The organism is Bacteroides sp. CAG:633 (assembly GCF_000435115.1).
GTDB lineage: Bacteria > Bacteroidota > Bacteroidia > Bacteroidales > Bacteroidaceae > Bacteroides > Bacteroides ndongoniae.
In genome coordinates this window covers 1-18,348 of record NZ_FR882968.1, presented here as the reverse complement: position 1 = coordinate 18,348, position 18,348 = coordinate 1, and the positions used below count along the sequence as shown (strand labels likewise).

15 protein-coding genes are annotated in these 18,348 nt (G+C 45.1%); 8 read left to right on the top strand and 7 right to left on the bottom strand.

The genetic code is table 11. The features are described from left to right. Nucleotides 1–312 precede the first annotated feature (312 nt). The 4 genes from QVP67_RS01280 (at nt 313) to QVP67_RS01265 (ending at nt 3,791) form a co-directional block, all read left to right on the top strand. Entirely contained in the window at nt 313–1,488 is a 1,176-nt protein-coding gene (locus QVP67_RS01280; RefSeq protein WP_022161752.1) for a hypothetical protein, read from the top strand. A 20-nt stretch (nt 1,489–1,508) separates the two neighbouring features. Further along, nucleotides 1,509–2,129 carry a radical SAM protein gene (locus tag QVP67_RS01275; protein ID WP_022161751.1) on the top strand — a complete coding sequence of 207 codons (621 nt, stop codon included), beginning with the start codon at nt 1,509–1,511 and terminating at the stop codon, nt 2,127–2,129. A 2-nt stretch (nt 2,130–2,131) separates the two neighbouring features. Continuing rightward, nucleotides 2,132–3,085 carry a carboxypeptidase-like regulatory domain-containing protein gene (locus tag QVP67_RS01270; RefSeq protein ID WP_022161750.1) on the top strand — a complete coding sequence of 318 codons (954 nt, stop codon included), beginning with the start codon at nt 2,132–2,134 and terminating at the stop codon, nt 3,083–3,085. 112 nt (nt 3,086–3,197) lie between these two features. Further along, the gene (locus QVP67_RS01265; protein WP_022161749.1) at nt 3,198–3,791 is read left to right on the top strand and encodes a YqgE/AlgH family protein; all 594 of its coding nucleotides are present in this window, start codon (nt 3,198–3,200) and stop codon (nt 3,789–3,791) included. A gap of 25 nt (nt 3,792–3,816) precedes the next feature. On the opposite strand, the gene QVP67_RS01260 is transcribed toward QVP67_RS01265, so the two are convergent. The 3 genes from QVP67_RS01260 to recR are packed head-to-tail and all read right to left on the bottom strand — an operon-like array spanning nt 3,817 to nt 5,478. Beyond that, nucleotides 3,817–4,371 (bottom strand): GNAT family N-acetyltransferase, encoded by a 555-nt coding sequence (locus QVP67_RS01260; RefSeq protein ID WP_022161748.1) that lies wholly within the window; start codon nt 4,369–4,371, stop codon nt 3,817–3,819. Continuing rightward, complete coding sequence (locus QVP67_RS01255; protein WP_022161747.1) at nt 4,368–4,826, bottom strand: hypothetical protein; 459 nt, start codon at nt 4,824–4,826, stop codon at nt 4,368–4,370. Before QVP67_RS01255 ends, QVP67_RS01260 begins: the two co-directional genes overlap by 4 nt. Nucleotides 4,827–4,857: 31 nt before the next feature. Then, nucleotides 4,858–5,478, bottom strand: a complete 621-nt coding sequence (gene recR / locus QVP67_RS01250; protein WP_022161746.1) for a recombination mediator RecR — start codon at nt 5,476–5,478, stop codon at nt 4,858–4,860. Between the two features lie 272 nt (nt 5,479–5,750). On the opposite strand from recR, the gene yihA reads away from it, so the two are divergent. Both yihA and QVP67_RS01240 read left to right on the top strand, forming a co-directional pair. Next, the gene (gene yihA / locus QVP67_RS01245; RefSeq protein ID WP_022161745.1) at nt 5,751–6,353 is read left to right on the top strand and encodes a ribosome biogenesis GTP-binding protein YihA/YsxC; all 603 of its coding nucleotides are present in this window, start codon (nt 5,751–5,753) and stop codon (nt 6,351–6,353) included. A 23-nt stretch (nt 6,354–6,376) separates the two neighbouring features. After that, a complete protein-coding gene (locus QVP67_RS01240; RefSeq protein WP_022161744.1) occupies nt 6,377–6,973 on the top strand; it encodes a DUF4923 family protein in 597 nt (198 codons plus the stop codon). 189 nt (nt 6,974–7,162) lie between these two features. Here QVP67_RS01240 and QVP67_RS01235 read toward each other — a convergent pair whose 3' ends face one another. From QVP67_RS01235 to QVP67_RS01220, 4 genes are all read right to left on the bottom strand, one after another. Further along, on the bottom strand, nt 7,163–8,617 hold the full coding sequence (locus QVP67_RS01235; RefSeq protein ID WP_022161743.1) for an AbgT family transporter: 1,455 nt from the start codon (nt 8,615–8,617) through the stop codon (nt 7,163–7,165). A gap of 15 nt (nt 8,618–8,632) precedes the next feature. After that, entirely contained in the window at nt 8,633–9,361 is a 729-nt protein-coding gene (locus QVP67_RS01230) for a DUF5932 domain-containing protein (RefSeq protein WP_071149699.1), read from the bottom strand. A gap of 42 nt (nt 9,362–9,403) precedes the next feature. Beyond that, nucleotides 9,404–10,441 (bottom strand): PDDEXK nuclease domain-containing protein, encoded by a 1,038-nt coding sequence (locus QVP67_RS01225; protein ID WP_022161741.1) that lies wholly within the window; start codon nt 10,439–10,441, stop codon nt 9,404–9,406. Between the two features lie 165 nt (nt 10,442–10,606). After that, nucleotides 10,607–14,983 (bottom strand): DUF5113 domain-containing protein, encoded by a 4,377-nt coding sequence (locus tag QVP67_RS01220; protein WP_022161740.1) that lies wholly within the window; start codon nt 14,981–14,983, stop codon nt 10,607–10,609. Nucleotides 14,984–15,234: 251 nt separating this feature from the next. Here QVP67_RS01220 and QVP67_RS01215 point away from each other — a divergent pair, with 251 nt between their 5' ends. Both QVP67_RS01215 and QVP67_RS01210 read left to right on the top strand, forming a co-directional pair. Next, entirely contained in the window at nt 15,235–16,173 is a 939-nt protein-coding gene (locus tag QVP67_RS01215; protein ID WP_022161738.1) for a ribose-phosphate pyrophosphokinase, read from the top strand. Between the two features lie 198 nt (nt 16,174–16,371). Beyond that, the gene (locus QVP67_RS01210) at nt 16,372–18,288 is read left to right on the top strand and encodes a heparinase II/III domain-containing protein (RefSeq protein ID WP_022161737.1); all 1,917 of its coding nucleotides are present in this window, start codon (nt 16,372–16,374) and stop codon (nt 18,286–18,288) included. Nucleotides 18,289–18,348: the final 60 nt, after the last annotated feature.

Here is an 18,348-nt window from a genome sequence, read left to right as displayed (position 1 = left end):
AGGGGCTACCCTAAAATTTGAAACTTACGATAGTTTAAGCTACTGCTATTAGCTACAATCGTGATGTTCCCTACCACGTGGTTGGTTCGTCATATATCTATGTTGGTGGAAGACTGAACAAAAACTATTGAGGTTATTTTGAAGCTTTTGACGATATTTTTCTGAAACAAATAAGGTTACATCTGGGTTATGAAATCTGCTAAAACATAAAGTGTAGACATAAAAACAGTTTACATGATGCTGTAGAGTTCTCTACTTTTTTTATCATGAGGAAATTATTCGTGAAATTTGAAAGATAAATAATAAAGATAAATGACTATAGCAGATTTTAAGGAAAAAATAGATGTGATGTTTCCTTGTAGATGGGAAGATGATTTTCGACAAGACATCAATGCAACCTTTAATAAATATATCAGCATTGTTTCAGATTTAGACGATATAAAACCATGCGTGCTTAGCGATATAAAAACTTTGTGTGATAAAATTATAAAGGTGCTCAATTTGTACTACGATGGCCGTAAAAGTGACGCTTTTATGCTATTTAGTTCAATTATGAATGGAGAAGCAGAAGAAAAAGGTTTATTTTCTAGTATTGGTGGTATAATTATTAATCCTAATGAGCTCTATTATAGGGCACGCGAACGAAAAAATGGAGAAAATTTTTCAATACAAGATATGTTTCACATTCCATTGAATAAAAGAGGACTTGTTAGTACCCAAAGATATAGTAGTCTTGGATATCCATGTTTATACCTTGGTAATAGTGTATACTCCTGCTGGGAAGAATTGAGAAGACTTCCTTTTGATAATCTGATGTTCTCTGCCTATAAAGTACGATATGCGTTCAAGGTATTTGATATGAGGATTCCTAATGATTCTGATTATTATACAGAAAAATTAGATCAGACTATTAGAAGATTACCTTTAGTATTAGCTTGTAGCTTTATTGTGAGAAAATCATCAGACGTGTTTAAGCCAGAGTATGTAATCCCACAAATGTTTGTAGAAACTATAATTTGTAATAATAGAAGAATTACACAAATCCAAAAAAGTCCAATAGACCTCAATGTAATATGGGGTGTGATATACACATCAACTCATGTTAGTAATGATTTTCCATATGGCAAACCTTTTATGGAAAATATAGTTCTACCTGTTATTCAAAGTAATAACCCTTCTAATTATTGTTATTGTTTAGCATCTTTATTTGATATATCACAACCTTTATGTTATGAATATGAATCGATGAAGGATTATGCATTTCGGATGTTTAAAAAGGGAGATAAAAAGAAAACAGATGAGGAAAAAATAAAAGAGCAATATGAGCAATCAAAGATGGGATATCTTGAAGAAAAATTGAAAAATGCCCATTTCGGAACATTAAACCATATTGTTATAGATTGTCCTGATGAAGGCATTGTGCTAGATTCGGAAGGAACACCTGTTAGCCTTAACATCCGATCTAATGTCAATTATACAATTAGCTAAATCTATTGAAAGAGGTACTTATGGACACTGAACGAGCAAAAATTATCGGGATATCACGACACCGTCTTTTTACTGATGGTGGCGGTGTTACCACTCTCGTTGCGTTTCATAAGTGTCCGCTTCGTTGCCGTTATTGTCTTAATCCATTATCACTTGGTGAAGGTAAGTGCTTTCGCAGTTATTCGCCAGAAGAATTGTATGCCGAGACACGGATTGACGAATTGTATTTTCTTGCAACCAATGGCGGTATTACCTTCGGAGGTGGTGAGCCTTGTCTTTATCCACAATTTATTTATAAATTTAGAGAATTGTGCGGTAATGGATGGCAGATAAATCTTGAGACATCACTTAATGTATCAAGAGCAAATATCAAGTATTTGCTCCCAATAGTAAATACGCTAATTATTGATATTAAGGATATGAATCCTAAAATTTATAATGATTATACAAGGAAAAACAATGATCTTGTCATCGAAAACCTCAAATTAATAGCTGAACTAAGACAACAAAGAAAATGTGTTATTAGGCTTCCGCTGATACCAAAATTCAATACAGATGCTGACCGCATTGTCAGTCGTACTGCGCTTGAAACTCTTGGTTTTACAAATTTTGATTTATTCACCTATATAATCCGTAAATGACTATGACACGAGGGAAAGAGACTTGCCGCATTCTTAAAGAAATTCGTCGGCAGATAGCTGAAGCTAACGATATTGAGTTCATTACATCGGAATGTCGCTACAAGGGAGATTGTTTAGGTACTTGTCCAAAATGTGAAGCCGAGGTGCGTTATTTGGAACAACAACTCCACCTCCGAAGTCTTACTGGAAAAGCTGTAATTCTTGCTGGAATTTCGGTAAGTACAATTGCTATGTCCACGCCTTTGCCTACTATTTTGCCAATACGGTCTAATATCAACAGTTTAGTAGATAGTATACATATTTCAGCTCTGAAAGATACATTAGTTGTTAAAGGAAAAATTTTTGGAAAGGTAACTTTAAAAAACGAAACCAAAGAAAAAATTGATACTTTGATAGGGGCTACAATACATATTCTCAACACAAATAGAGGTTCCGTTTCAGATTTTGACGGTAATTTTGAAATTAACGTTTGTCGTGGTGATTCGATAGTATTTTCATATATTGGATATCAATCCCAGATTATTCAAGTTTGGGATACAACTAACCCTATAAATGTTATTTTGGAAGAAGATCCTCAGATCTTAATGGGAGAAACGGCTGTATTGGTAGGAGCAATATCCCCCAAAATAGTAGATAAGAATTATACAGATCTTGATATTATTGATGAAAAAGGTAATCGCATTGACATTGAAAATCTTCATATAGAAAGAATACTTCTTGATAAAGATGGGGAAGAATATTGTGAAAATGTTGAATTGAAATTCATTGATGAAAATAAGCCTTATCGAATATATTGGAATGCAAATAACGCTTTAAAAGATGAAGATGGTAATCCATTAAATAAGGCCACACTTCGCATTGAAGCTGATGGGTACAAAAAACAGATAATAATTAAATTGAAACGTCCGAAACGAAACAACAAAAAAACGATTCAATTCAAACACATGCAACAATAATAATTTTATCACAAACCTAGCATCAGTAGTGTGAAGAAATAGGTTTTTGAATATTTTGCAAAAAAACAGACACATTCTTTGTTTTTCACAAAATATACTGTATATTAGAGGCATGTATACAGATGCAAGCATATTTAAGATAGAGAGTAACCACGCTGTTCCATCACGTGGTAAAGTATTGATTTCCGAGCCGTTCCTCTCCGATAATCTGTTTGGACGTTCGGTGGTTTTGCTTATTGACCATACTCAGGAAGGTAGTATGGGATTGGTGTTGAATAAGAAAATGCCTCTGCTACTTCAGCATCTGCTGAAAGAATTTGAATCACTGGAAGACATACCGCTATACAGAGGAGGACCGCTCTGCAACGATACATTATTCTATCTGCATACCATCAAAGGCATTACAGACTCCTTACCTGTATCTCAGGGCCTTTACCTGAACGGTAACTTCGAAGCTATCAAACGATATATGCTGTCTGGAAATCCGATTAAAGGAAACATTCGCTTCTTCTTAGGTTACTCGGGCTGGAGCCACAACCAGCTCCATGAAGAAATCGAGGAAAACACCTGGATTGTGAGCAAAGAGAAAACAGAGGCCATCATGGACGATGGCAGCGACATGAAATTCTGGAAAAGTGCACTGTCAAAACTTGGTGGCAAGTACGAACTATGGGCCCGGTTCCCGCAGCTTCCGATACTGAACTGACGGCAGGCCCTGCGACTGCTGTGGCTTATACTTTACGGTTGCCTGTAGCTTGGTCGCGGAGAAGCTGTAACAGAACGACGTCCTTGAATGTTCCGCCTACACACCACCACTCTTTCAGCAAACCACACTTTACGAAGCCACACGAAGTGAACAAACGCATGCTTGCTTCATTGTCTACTGTCACGTGGGCAGTGAGCTGCTTCATGTGCAAAAAGCCGAATGCATAATTGCATAGCAGGTGCAGTGCGTCGGTTGCATATCCCTGTCCCTGATATTCCTTGCGTATCACGATACCTACCTCGCCACGCGCATGAATAGGCATGAATTCGGTGATGTCGATGGTACCTATCACCGTCCGATCGTCACGACGCACAATCATCAGCCGCAACTGGCAGTCAGCAAACATGTCGCATTGGGAATTTTCAATGTATTGCCGCAGTGCATAGCGCGAATAAGGCACCGTGAAGTTCGTAATATCCCACGTTTGTGGATCGTTCTCCATGGTATACATAATGTCCAGATCTTCGGGTTCGATGGCCCGAAGATAGATGCGGTCGTTTATGAAATAGGATGTACTCATGCTTCTTTTTCTTTATCAATACGCAATTCTTTACGCAAGCGGTTTTCGCCGGGAATACAAAATAGGGAAGCGGTCAGGGCAATCAGTGCACAAAACACTCCCTTGGTGCTTAACATCAGATAATAAGTAAGGAAACCCACAACAACGGGCAGAAACAGCAGAAACAGGCGAACCACACTCCACCACGCATACAGGCGCAAGGCTTCGGGCAGGCTGACTGCATCTATCTTATGATCGAGCACCCACGAAAAAAGTTTCAGCGAAACAGGCACGCAAACTACTGCCAGCAGAATCGTTGCCGTCTCGGCCTGATAAGTACTCCGGACATCGCCGGCATAAAGTCCGGTCCAGCTATCCAACGTTTCGCCGCATACAACCATTAGGATGGCCAACAGCCAGTAGCAGGTGAAAACAGCTTTCAGGCACCGTGATATTTGCTTGATACGTTCTTCCATTTTGTGTAAACTTGCTTGCTAAATAATCTTATTACATCATTCCGCCCGTAAACAAGGTACGGTTCACAATGCTTCGCCCTAACGTCACTTCGTCGGTGTACTCCAATTCGTCGCCAACCGATATGCCTCGGGCTATGATGGACAGCTTCACATTCATTTTCTCCAGTTTCCGGTATATGTAGAAGTTGGTGGTATCGCCTTCCATCGTCGTACTGAGGGCCAGGATTACTTCCTTTACGCCTCCTTCGGCCACCCGTTGTACAAGACTGTCGATTTGCAGATCGCCCGGTCCCACACCGTCCATCGGCGAAATAACCCCTCCAAGCACATGATACAGGCCGTGGAACTGCTGTGTTGCTTCCACTGCCATCACGTCGCGGATGTTTTCTACCACACACACGGTCGACGCATCGCGCTGCGGGTTGGAGCAGATGCGGCACACATCCGTGTCGGAGATGTTGTGGCACACCTTGCAGTACTTCACCTCATGTTTCAGCGTAATGATGGCGTTGCCGAACGCCTCGACTGTGGCAGTGTCTTGCCGCAACAGGTGCAGCACCAGGCGCATGGCAGTCTTTCGGCCTATGCCGGGCAGTTTGGCAAATTCGTTTACAGCTTTCTCCAACAATGTGGAAGGGTATTGTCCGTTCATATTTTCTTCAAAAAATTATCTTTTCCCTCATTTTAGAGCCTGCAAAGATAAGCAAAGGTGAGCGCAGAGACAAATGAAAACCAAAGTTTTCAATTTGGCTATGCCGAACCTCCTCCTATCTCCATGAAACAAAGATAAACAGAATTCTAAATTGTAGACGAGATTTTTTTGAAATAAGTAGTACCTTTGCACAGGAAGCGAGGCAAAATGCCGACAGGTCGGTCTCCCCTCCTCTTTCCGCCGAAAATGAAATATTAACCAACTGTATGATTATGAATATTACAAGTGCAGAATTTGTCATCAGCAATACCGATGTGAAGAAATGTCCGGCAGGAAACTTTCCCGAATATGCGTTTATCGGGCGTTCCAATGTGGGAAAGTCGAGCCTGATCAATATGCTGACTGGGCGGAAAGGCCTTGCCATGACTTCCGCCACTCCCGGAAAGACGATGCTGATCAACCATTTTCTGATTAACAAAAACTGGTATATCGTCGATCTCCCCGGATACGGCTATGCCAAACGCGGACAGAAAGGACAGGAACAGATTCAGAAGATTATCAGCAGTTATATCCTGCAGCGTGAACAAATGACCAATCTTTTTGTTCTGATTGACAGCCGTCACGAACCGCAGTCCATCGATCTTGAATTTATCGAGTGGTTGGGCGAGAACGGAATACCGTTTTCCCTCATTTTTACCAAAGCGGACAAACTGAAAGGCGGAAAGCTGGGAGCCAACATCAAACTGTACCTGAAGCGTCTGAAGGAACAGTGGGAAGAACTTCCTCCCTATTTCATCACTTCGTCCGAGGACAAGACCGGAAGAGAAGAAGTGCTGAACTACATTGAGGGCATCAACAAGGAACTGCAAAAATAACCATACCAAAAACAACGAAGCAAATGAAAAAATCAGTTTTCTGGCAGCTATTTGTTGCCATGCTGCTCTTGGGCAGCAACAGTCAGGCCCAGTCGTTGAAGGACCTGTTTAATAAGGATAATGTGGAAAATATTGTCAATACCATCACCGGAAAGAATACGGCAAGCATGGTGGGTACGTGGAGTTTTTCCGGTTCGGCCATCGAATTCGAGTCGGACAATCTGTTACAGGCAGCCGGAGGCACAGTAGCCGCAACCGCTGCTGAAAGCAAGCTGAATGAGCAACTGAACAAATTCGGCATTACCGAAGGGAAACTGGCCTTTACGTTCAATGCCGACAGTACGTTCAATGCCCGGTTGGGTACCAGAAATATGGGCGGAACTTATTCATACGACAAGTCTACCGGTAAAGTCAACCTGAAGTTTGCCAAACTTGTCGGAATAAATGCCAAGGTCAACTGTACTTCCAGCAATATGGATTTGCTTTTCAATTCGGACAAGCTGCTGGACCTGATTACTTTCCTTTCCAGTAAAAGCAGCAACACCACCCTGCAAACCATCAGCTCGCTGGCCGAAAGCTACGATGGCATGATGTTGGGATTTGCACTGAAAAAAGAATAAGGATTTAGATTTTAGGTACGGACGTTTTGTTTTCTTCACGTTTTTCTGTGTAATCCGTGGTTAAACAACGATCTTATGTTTTGATTTCCCAAGAGGCACTTTAGGAAGCTAATGTCCATAGTTAGTTTGCTAAAGTGCCTCTTTAGCTTTCCCAAAAAGGTATTTTCATCAACCGACAGAAAAAGCCTGTCAGAGTCCTAACGGCAAACCGACCGAATGCCAAAGAATGAACAACAGGATCCAGGCAAACAGGATGCATACGGAATAACGCCAGGTATACTTCAGCAGAGAACCGTAAGTGGATTTCCGGTCATACTGTTGCATGTACGTCAGCACCAACGGCATGTAGAACATGAAGGGGGTAATGGCATTGGTAGCGCTATCGCCGATGCGGAAGGCACACTGCGCCGTTTCGGGTGAAATACCCATCCGTGACAATACCGGAACAAAAATAAATGCCATAAAAGCCCATTTGGCTGTGGCAGACACCATGAACAGATTGACTACCGCAACAAACAGAATGAACAGAATCAGAATCCACATGCTGTCCATACGTAGGGAAGCAAGCATATCGGCACCCATAATGGCAACACATTTGTCCAGTTGGGAATATTCGAGGCAGGCGAACATCTGCGAGGCAAAAAAAGCGATGACAAAATAAACGCCCAAAAGCTTCATCGGATACGTCAGCCCCTCGATCACATCACCGTCGGAACGATAACGACCGGAGACAAAGCCAAACACCATACCCGTAAGACCGATGCCGAACGACAGCAAAAACAGAATGCCCATGATAAACGGCGAACGCATCAGACTTCCGTTTACTCCACGCAGAATACCCCAGGATGAAAAAGTAGCACCCAATATGAGCAATACATACAACAAGCAAGCTAGCAGAGCAATCTGCATGGCACGCCGTTCCTTGCGCGACAGTTGCTTATAACCGCCAAAGCGGATCTCGCCCGCATACGTACCCAGCAGTGGAAGCAGGTGGTGCCGTGTAATGGCATAAATGACAGGGACGAGCAGGAAGACCGATGCGGCAAAAAAGTAATAATTGCATAAAGGGCCCATCTGCCCCGACGACACAAAAGCCTGGTCGGCTGCTTCTTGTGTAGTGGCCGCCAACAGCGGGTCGAGGGTACTCATCACCACATTGGCACTGTAGCCACATGCCACAGAGACATAAGCCGTAATGATGCCGCCTACCGGATGCAGACCGGCCGAATGAAACAGGGCAGCGGCAATGGGCAGCAGAATGATATAGCCGGCATCCCCTACTACATTGGAAAGAATTCCCAATACGATGACACTGGTTATGATAAGTCCCGAATGCGTTCCTCTGCGTGCCACAAGACGGATGCAGGCATCAATGAAACCGGAATGTTGTGCCACGCCTATTCCGAACATGGCTATCATCACCATGCCCAAAGGTGCAAAACCGGTGAAGTTGGTTACAACATGTCGCAGCCACCAGCGGATTCCTTCCGGACTCAACAGACTCTGCACGTATATTTCTTTCCCAGTTTCGGGATGGAGCACACTCAGGTCGTAGACATTGAATATCCACGACAGAAACACAACCGCCATCGTCAATATTAGAAACATGGTGGCCGGATGCGGCATCCTCCATTTGGCTCTCATCATCGGCATGCTTTCCTATTCGTCGTCCGGTTCCAGATTGTCTATATCAAGAATACGCAGTTCCAAGGCACGTACCACAAGCCGGGTAGCGTTCACCCCTACCCGTTCGCCGGAGGGGAACAGACGCCCTACCAGATCGTTCTGCCGTTTCTCCAGCGACTTCACGCCAAAGGGCATTCCTTTCAGATTGGCTATCATTTCCTTCGTATAACCCAGTGCAAGATGGCGTAGGAAACGTTCGTCGTACTCGTCGATGTCGTAGTTGATGATGGCTTCCTGACGTTTGGTGTCGTTGATGACCGAACGTTTGAAACGTTCCACAATCTTTTCCAGAATGGGATAGTTGAACACCAGTTTCTTACCATCCATCACTGCCTGAACATCGGTTCGGGTCAGCAATTCGCCTGTCTTCAGAATAATGCCGTCGGCACCGGCGTCGAGCACATCGACCCACAGTTTCTCGTTCAGTATCTCGCCTGTAAATATAAGCACATGCACGCCGGGGTAACGCTTGAATATGTTGCGACATATCTCCACCCCGATGGTTGTAGAGCCGCCAAGCCCCAGATCCAGCAAAACTAGATCGGGGACTTGCACCTGCATCAGTGCCCAGAATTCCTGTTCGGTCATAGCCGTACCGATGACTTCCGCATCGGGAATCTCGTGACGGAAAATCTCTTCCGTCCCTTTCAGCTCCAGCTTGACATCTTCTACAATGATAACTTTAAATTTCATGTTTGGTATGATATTCTATGTTATAATCAGTTTGTTTTATGTAAAATCCATTCATAATTCATCAGACTCAAAACTTGTATTTTCCTCCACCATTTTTCGAACGGTGTTTATTTCATTAATCAATTGAGCCTGTGATGGTAGGTATAATTTATATTCACTGGCTAAGATCGTTTTATTATTTTCCGGCAAAGCCATTCGTACAGCTGTATCATTCTTACTAGTACAAAGCAAAATGCCTATAGTTGAATTTTCTTCCGGAGTTTTCTCTACACGATCATAATAGTTGACATACATCTGTAACTGTCCCAAATCTTGATGTGTCAATTTACCGGTTTTCAGTTCTATAACTACAAAACACTTTAATAAACGATTGTAGAACACCAAATCGGCAAAAAACTCATCATCTTCCAGCAAAATACGTTTCTGCCGAGCCACAAAAGTGAAGCCTTGTCCTAATTCGAGCAAGAAATGTTGCAAATGAGTGATAATAGCCGATTCCAAATCTTTTTCATAATAAGCCGCTTTACGTTCCAGACCAAGAAATTCCAAATACATAGGATCTTTTATAATCTCTAAAGGAGATTGTGGAAGGCGTTCTTTACGAGCTACGGCCAGTACCGCATCCTTATCGTTACTTAAGAGCAAACGTTCGTAGAGCTGCGAATGTATTTGCCGTTCCAATTCCCGTTTGGTCCATGCATTGTTAATAGCTTCCAATTGATAATATTCTCTTTTATCAGCGTCTGAAATAGAAATTAACAACTTATATTGTGACCAATTCAATTGCGAACACACTGTATTCGCAATTGGATAAATTCGGTAAAATTGACGGCACATTTCCAACTGGCGCACAGAAAAGCCACTTCCATACTCAGGCTGTAATGATTTTGCCAGATTTTTAATCAGGTAACTACCGTAGTCTGCACGTTCTTTTCCCTGCTGTTCTTCTTCGAATATACGTTTTCCCATCTGCCAGTACATCTGTACACGGCAAAAATCTACACTGCGGACAGCCTGACTTCTGGCAGAGTCTATAATGCCACGAATGTCATCTAAAAACGTATTTATATTCTTATGTATTTCATTCATACCTTTTTTATTCTTCTTAATTCAACGCTGTTAGCATCTTAGTTTTTTCTTACAGTCTGAATCGAACAACACACAAAGATATTGATTTAATCCAATCTGAAGAAAGGCTTAAGGACTTTTTCATTTCGAGTACAGCAGAGTTCTCAAAAGAATTTTCAGCCTTACTCATTGTCCTGTCCTCGGAATGGTGAAGTATACCGTAAAGCCTCTTTCTTCGGTATTCACCTGCGCATTGATGCGACATCCACGCAGTCCGGCAAACTCGTCGTGATCGCGGATAATCTGCTTGCATATCAGATATTCTGTTCCTTTCAGTCTGCCCTGCTCCACAGCCGACATACGCTCCAGACTGGGATAGAACAGTCTGTTCAGTTCTTCCTGAGTTCTGTCGCGTCGGGTATCGACAAAGAAGAAACGTATGAAACGATCGTCTTCGGCCGCTTCCAATCGTATCTCGCCTGACTGAGGATCGGACAGTGCTTCGTCTATCAGGTTTTCGAGCAAGAACTGCAACTGGTTGACATCGCCCAACACACAGCCGTCGAAAGGTCGGATGTGGAAAGTGATATCCGGATTCCGGTTCTTGCGTGCTTTGCGGAAGTATTTCTCCGCAACAGTCATCAAGTCGGCAACCTTTACGGCCGAACGCCGGAAAGTAACCTCTTCCAGCTGGCGCGACGCACACTGGCTGAGGATGCTGAAGATGCCTTTGTAATAATCTATCAGTTCGGCAATGGCAGTTACGGTCTCTTCTTCTTCCTTCACCGACAGCTCTCCGGTGCGGAGTTTACCTATCAGCTGCTTGATTTTGCTGGGGTAGTAAATAGTTTCGTGCTTGATGGTAGAAAGACAATTGTCCAACACCATATTCTGTACATGCAGCATACTGTCTTCCCACGAGGCACGCCGCGCTTCGTCCTGTGCCAGTTCGATGTCCCGGTATTTTACGGCCAGTTTCACAACAGCATTGAAAACGACGATGGCTACGTAGCGGGTTATAAGCTCCAGCAGCAAACGGTCGGCACTTTGTTCACCGCCTTCACTCCGCTCAATGCACAGGACACCAATACAACGGTTGCTTCCGGCAGTCTCGATGGTCAAGGGGAAAACCTGGATGTCGGATTGCGACTGGTAGCTTTTCTCTTCGTAACAGCTGCGCATCAAAGCGGTTCTGCGCTGCTGGGCCGCCATCACGGCGTCTTTGTCCTGACTTTCGGCTGCATCTGCCATATACACATCGCCCGGACAGGAAACATACTCCAACTGATGTGAAGACTCGTCGTAGACAGCCATGCTGAGACGGTCGATACACAGCAACTCGTTGATAGCATCAAAGGCTTCGTTCACTATCTGACGGGGGACTTCGTCCAGCCTGTCGGGATTCTTACGTACCGCATCGCTGTTGGAAGCGGCAAAAACAGCCTGATTGATTTCGAGAACCTGCTCCAGATTCCAACGGTTGACCAGACGTTTGCGGAAATATAGCACATAATATCCGGCCAGCAAAGCGATAACCAGCATGACGGCCAGCCAGATTCCTACCATTTTATTGTTGGTCGAACGTTCCAGCTGCCGGCAATAGTCTTCCAGCGACTGGTCCTCGCCCAACAGCTTGTACAGGATGGTATAGGCGTCGTTGTTGTAGCGATAAGCATCCCATTGCCTCAGAGCCAGAAACGCCACGGCCGCTTCATTGCGGATGTCAAGAATCACATGATAGTCCGAATTGAACAACTCGTTCCACCAGTCCAGTTCGGCTGGTTCTCCACTGCCCTCCAGCGTCATGGCACGTCCCGCATCGGGCGCATACATCCGGTAATGCTTGTTCAAGCACAGCATTGCCGAGTCAATGTACTGCAAAGCCCATTCGTATTGGCCGTCTACGTTGCAGTAATAAGCCGCATCGGCATAGTTGGAAGCGGAGTCGAGCAATAACTCGTAGTCGTACAGAGCCACCTGTTCCAGCGAATCCGAAACAAGAGATTCTGACGTTTGCATCTCTGCTCCCTTTCCGCAGGACGAAAGTCCGAAGGTACCTCCCAACAGCACTGCCAGCATAACCAGCGCCTTGCGTACGCCTACCGGCAGGCGGAAGTAGAAGCGGCTGCCCTTTCCCGGCGTACTGTCTACCGAAAACAGGCAGACACGGAAAAGTTCGTTTGTCTTTTTATATTTTTCGATAATGCCCCGGCAGTTCATCAAGCCGAAACCGCTTCCTTTGTTTTTCTGCAATGCTTCGCGATCGGTGGCCAAGTCCATGCCAATGTTCTTCGAATCGTATACTTTCTCTCCGACGATGTGAGCCACGTCTTCTGACGATAATCCGCACCCGTTGTCTTCTACCGAGATTTCCACATAGTCCGCTTCCTGACGGGCATACACCCTGACGAAGCCTCCTGCAGGTGTATATTTGCGGGCATTCTCGGCCAGTGTATTGATCATGAAGAGGGTCAGTGCCTTGTCGGCCTTTACCCAGGTGGCAGTAGGCTCTACTTCCAGCGTCAGCTGTTTCATTTCGAAAGCGCGGGTTCCTTTGCGTATCAGTTGAAACAAGTCGTCCAGTGCAAAGTTCTCGATGTTCAGGCTCAACGTTCCCTGACGCATCTTGATCCACAGAGCCAGAATATCATTGTACTCGTTGATAGCGGTAACCAGTTCGTCCAGGTATTCGTATTTTTCTCTTCTGACACGGCGGTCCATCTCCGATCCGTTGCGGACAATCTTGTGCACTTCGTTGATGATGCGGTCGATATAAGGATGAATACCGTTGACAATGGCAAGGCAGGCTTTCTTCACCAGATTCTGCCGCTTGTTGCCTGCAATGTGTTGCTCGTAAATGTAGCGCTGCTTCTCCAGCCTGCGGCATTCGTCGCCCAACGAGATAGTCGTCATACCGTTATCCAACGCCCATTGCACATACGGGTTGATGACCCGGAGCATGGCCTGTTCGTCTTTCTCCACCCGACCGGACAATACAAACTGTCCGTTCTCAATACCGATTTCCGTCACACCGAACAAGCTTTCCATTTGCGGACGTACGGCATTCAGGATGGCATCGATAATTTCCTGTTCGGTTTGCGCATCGGCCGGAATAGCTGCCGTTATTTTCTGGCAGATGTCCAGCATCTGTCGCAGCCGATACAGGTGCTGTTTGTTCCTCCTTTTCGAATTACTGTTGAAGAACCAGAAGAATATCACTACTCCGACCAAGCCCAGAATGACACTTACCAGTATCAGATTAAGCTGACGCGATTCCGTTGCCAACGCCTGATAACGGCTTTCCAATTCTTTGTCCTGACGGGTATTTTCCAGAATATCCAGATAAATGTTCCGGTTGTAGTCGGAATACTCTTTCATACCCAGTCCTGAATACGATACACTCAACTGTTCCCGTATTCGCGAAATCCATTCGGGCACAGTCCGTAGTTTTTGTTCCATCCAGGCATGTTCGGCATAGGTATTGTCGCGATAATCGGCCGCTTTCATCCAGTCCAGACTGTCGTGACAGTTGTAGAACAACCGATGATGACGGTTGACACACTCCAACGCCATTTTCAGAGTATCCAACGCCTCGGTATAACGGCCATGCGCATTCAGGTATTTCCCGATGGATACATAAGCACCTGCAATCTGATACAGGTCGTTATACTGGCGGAACTTCTGCAAGGCCAACTGTCCTAGCCGTAAAGGCAGCAAGCTGTCTACCGGATATCCGAACTGCTTCAAGGCATGCCCCCGACGTAACTTGAAAAGCTCGTAATCGGTGGGAGAAGCCATCAGGTTGACTAGTCCCTGTATGCCGTTTCCTTCAAAATAGACATAACCTTTTCGCGAGGCGATCCGCCACGTTTTATACAGAGCATCAAACTCCAGCAATCGCTGTGAGTCGAGGGTATCGGCTTCGCACAGCGAGGCTGCACCTTTTATATAATAGTAATAGAGCAGTTGGCTGGTATCGGAAGCCAATTCTGCCTCCTTCAACTGTCCGATATTGTCCAGCGCTTCGGAACGCTGTTGCAAGTAGTAGTAATAGACGGCCGACACAATATAGAATTCGGAACGGGCATATTCCAGTCTGGCCCGTTCGTGGCGGTCGACAAACAGATTGTTGTCTTCGCCAATGCGCCTCATACGCCGCAACGCACTGTTGCGATAATCGTAAAACTCCTTGTTAAGAGCCGTACGCTGGTAGATCTTCATAAATCCGATGTCGGCAATCAGCAGCTCCAGTTCGTTTTTGGTCAGGCTGTAGACTTTCCGGAAGTATCTTTCGGCTTCTTCAAAATCCATCCTCATAAAGGCACAAAAGCCCAGATTATTGCAGGCTTCGGCTTCGCCGGCACGATACAGATTGACCGACTTATAAGCCTGCATGGCTGCATGACACGAAGAATCGATGTTTTTATAGCGGAAAGCATAAGCCTGCTGGTTGAGCGAATCAATCAGTCTGAGTTCCTTGCTGGGCGCAGTACCGACACACGCCCCCACTGCTACACTGGCGCAAAGCAACGCAACAAGCCTTATGGCAGAAATAGGTTTCATAAAGCAAATCTACAAATTAAATGAAGAATGAAGAATGATGAATGAAGAATTTATGAAATATTTTCCTTATCTGATGCCCACAGTAACTAATTTACAGCTTCTTGAAAACTGGAAAAACAACAGTTGCCGATACAGCCCAGAGTTTTCTTTATACTTTGAGCAGATTTTATACAATAACTCTTGGGTTATGTAGGGAGAATTTCATACCTTTGCAGGTAAATTAACAAATAGGTAAATCTATTATTATAGAAATGAGCGAAAAAGCACCCTTTATGGTATTCTCTGGAACAAACTCCAGATACCTGGCAGAGAAAATCTGCGCAAGCCTTGGTTGTCCTCTTGGAAACATGAACATCACCCATTTTGCCGATGGCGAGTTTGCCGTTTCCTATGAAGAATCGATCCGTGGTTCACACGTATTTCTGGTTCAGTCAACCTTCCCCAATTCCGACAACCTGATGGAACTCCTGCTGATGATTGACGCAGCCAAACGTGCGTCGGCCAAAAGCATTGTAGCCGTTATCCCTTACTTCGGCTGGGCACGTCAGGACAGAAAGGATAAGCCCCGTGTATCTATCGGCGCCAAGTTAGTAGCCGATCTGCTTTCGGTTGCAGGTATCGACCGTCTGATCACAATGGACCTTCATGCCGACCAGATACAAGGTTTCTTCGACATTCCGGTGGATCACCTTTATGCTTCGGCAGTGTTCCTCCCCTACATCGAGTCGCTGAAATTGGAAAATCTGGTTATTGCCACTCCCGACGTGGGCGGTTCCAAACGTGCCAGCACTTTCTCCAAATACCTGGGTGTGCCTCTGGTACTGTGCAACAAGACACGCGAAAAAGCCAACGTAGTAGCATCTATGCAGATTATTGGTGACGTAAAGGATAAGAATGTGGTTCTGATCGACGATATCGTAGACACAGCCGGAACTATCACCAAGGCTGCCAACATCATGCTGGATGCAGGTGCCAAGTCTGTACGTGCCATCGCCAGTCACTGTGTCATGTCCGATCCTGCTTCTTTCCGCATTCAGGAGTCCGGTCTGACCGAAATGGTATTTACCGACAGTATTCCTTATTCCAAGAAATGCGCCAAGGTTAAGCAGCTGAGCATTGCCGATATGTTTGCCGAAACCATCAAACGCGTGGTAAACAACGAATCTATCAGTTCGCAATACCTTATTTAAGGATAAAACAACAAACGTAAGCGGAGTCAGAACCTTTGCCTCCGTTTAAAATAGATCTATCGAAAGTCGGGGAATCTCCTAGCCGATGCTTAGGACGGATTCTCCGGCTTTCTGTTTTCTGCCTCGTACCAGCCTACAACCTCAGACAAGACCATACAGAACTGTAATTTCAAATAACGTTTTAAACTGACTGATATTATGAAACGAATCATCTTATTCATCGGATGTTTATGCTTTCTTTGCTCCATCACCGCACAAGATCGGTTGCTGGAGAATAGCATTACTCCCCAACAACTTCAGGAAGTGTTACAGCCTACAGAAAAGTGGGTCACCTATCCTGCCTACACCGACCGTTCGGCATGGACCACCCGAATACCTGCTGAAATACGGGAAAATATCATAAAAGCCGGCGAAAAAGCACTGGCGTATGAGTGGAAGCCAGATTTGGCAACCGACTATCTGGCATACAAACGCCGTGGCGAGATTCTGACAGGACGCAAGAATCAGACGACGCTCAATACACTGGTACTGGCAGAACTGGTGGAAGGAAAAGGGCGGTTCATGGATGCCATCATCAATGGAACCTGGTTCCTGTGCGAAGTTTCCTGGGTACACTCTGCCCATGCTTATTTTCAAAAGGACCAGTCCGGACTTCCCGATCCGGACGAGCCGACCGTCGAACTGGTTGTGGCGGATATTGGTGCACAGATGTCATGGATTTATTACTTCTTCCACGACGAACTGGATAAAGTCAGCCCACTGATTGCCAAACGAATCAGGAATACTGTTTACCAGCGATTGATTGACCCTTATTTTGCGCGTACAGACTATTGGTGGATGGGATTTACCCCTCAGGAAGTAAACAACTGGAACATCTGGATCAATTATAATGTGCTGCAGGCAGTCCTGCTGCTGGAGAAAGATACAGCCCAAAAGGCAACCTACGTTTATCAGCTGATGCGTTCTGTCGACCGCTATATCGATGTCCAGCATCCGGATGGCACTTGCGAGGAAGGACCTTCGTATTTCGGCCATGCCGGTGCCAATCTGATTAAATTTCTCGACCTGCTAGACCGGGCTACGGACGGGCACGTCAATATCTTCTCTAACGAAAAAATCAAGAACATAGGACGCTACATCCGCCGGGCCAACATCCACAACCAGTATTTTGTGAATTTCTCGGATGCAGCCGCCAAGTGTTTCGTCAGTCCGGGTGCTGTCTATCTGTATGGTAAAAAGATAGGTGACCGCCAACTGATGGGCTTTGCTTCCGACTTTGCCCGCCGCAACGGATGGAAAGACAAATTGCATACCGGCAGTTTGTTTGCACGTCTGCTCGACGACGTACTGGATGCCCGGGAAATACTGGAAGGAGACAGTGCTTCCATTGAGGAAACCTCCTTCTATTTCGAAGACGGACAGCTTGCCGTAGCCCGTGATTCGCACCGTTCCGACGAAGGATTCTGCTTTGCAGCCCATGGCAGCAACAACGGTGTTTCTCACAATCACAACGATGTCGGCAGCTTCATGCTGTACTATAACGGAAAACCTATTCTGATCGATGTAGGAGTAGGCGTATACACTAAAAAAACTTTCAGCAGCGAACGCTATACCATCTGGACCATGCAGTCCGGCTATCACAACCTTCCAACTATTAATGGCACAGACCAGCATGCCGGGAAGAAATATCATGCCCGTAACGTCCGGTTTACGGATCGTGGCAAAACAGTTTCATTCAGTGCCGACATTGTAGCCGCTTATCCGGAAGAAACCGGAGTCGCCCAATGGATCCGTTCGTATACCCTGAAGCGCGGACACCGGTTTACCATTGCCGACCAGTGGAAACTGAACAACCGGAACGGAGAACAGATTCTGAACTTTATGACGGTGTGTACACCGGAAATTAAAGATGGCTATCTGTTACTGAAAGATAAAGACTTTACACTGAAGATGAAGTATGACAGCGGCCTTCTGCAACCATCCATCGAAACCATTCCTCTGACGGACAAACAACTCCTCAACAACTGGAATGTAGAACAGTTATACCGCATCAGACTGACAATTACCCATCCGGCACTTCAGGGAAAGGCCCAAGTCTACCTTGAAAAGATGTAAAGCCAACTATCATCTCCGATACAGATAAAAAGTAAGCATTCGAAGAAATGCACCTTTTAC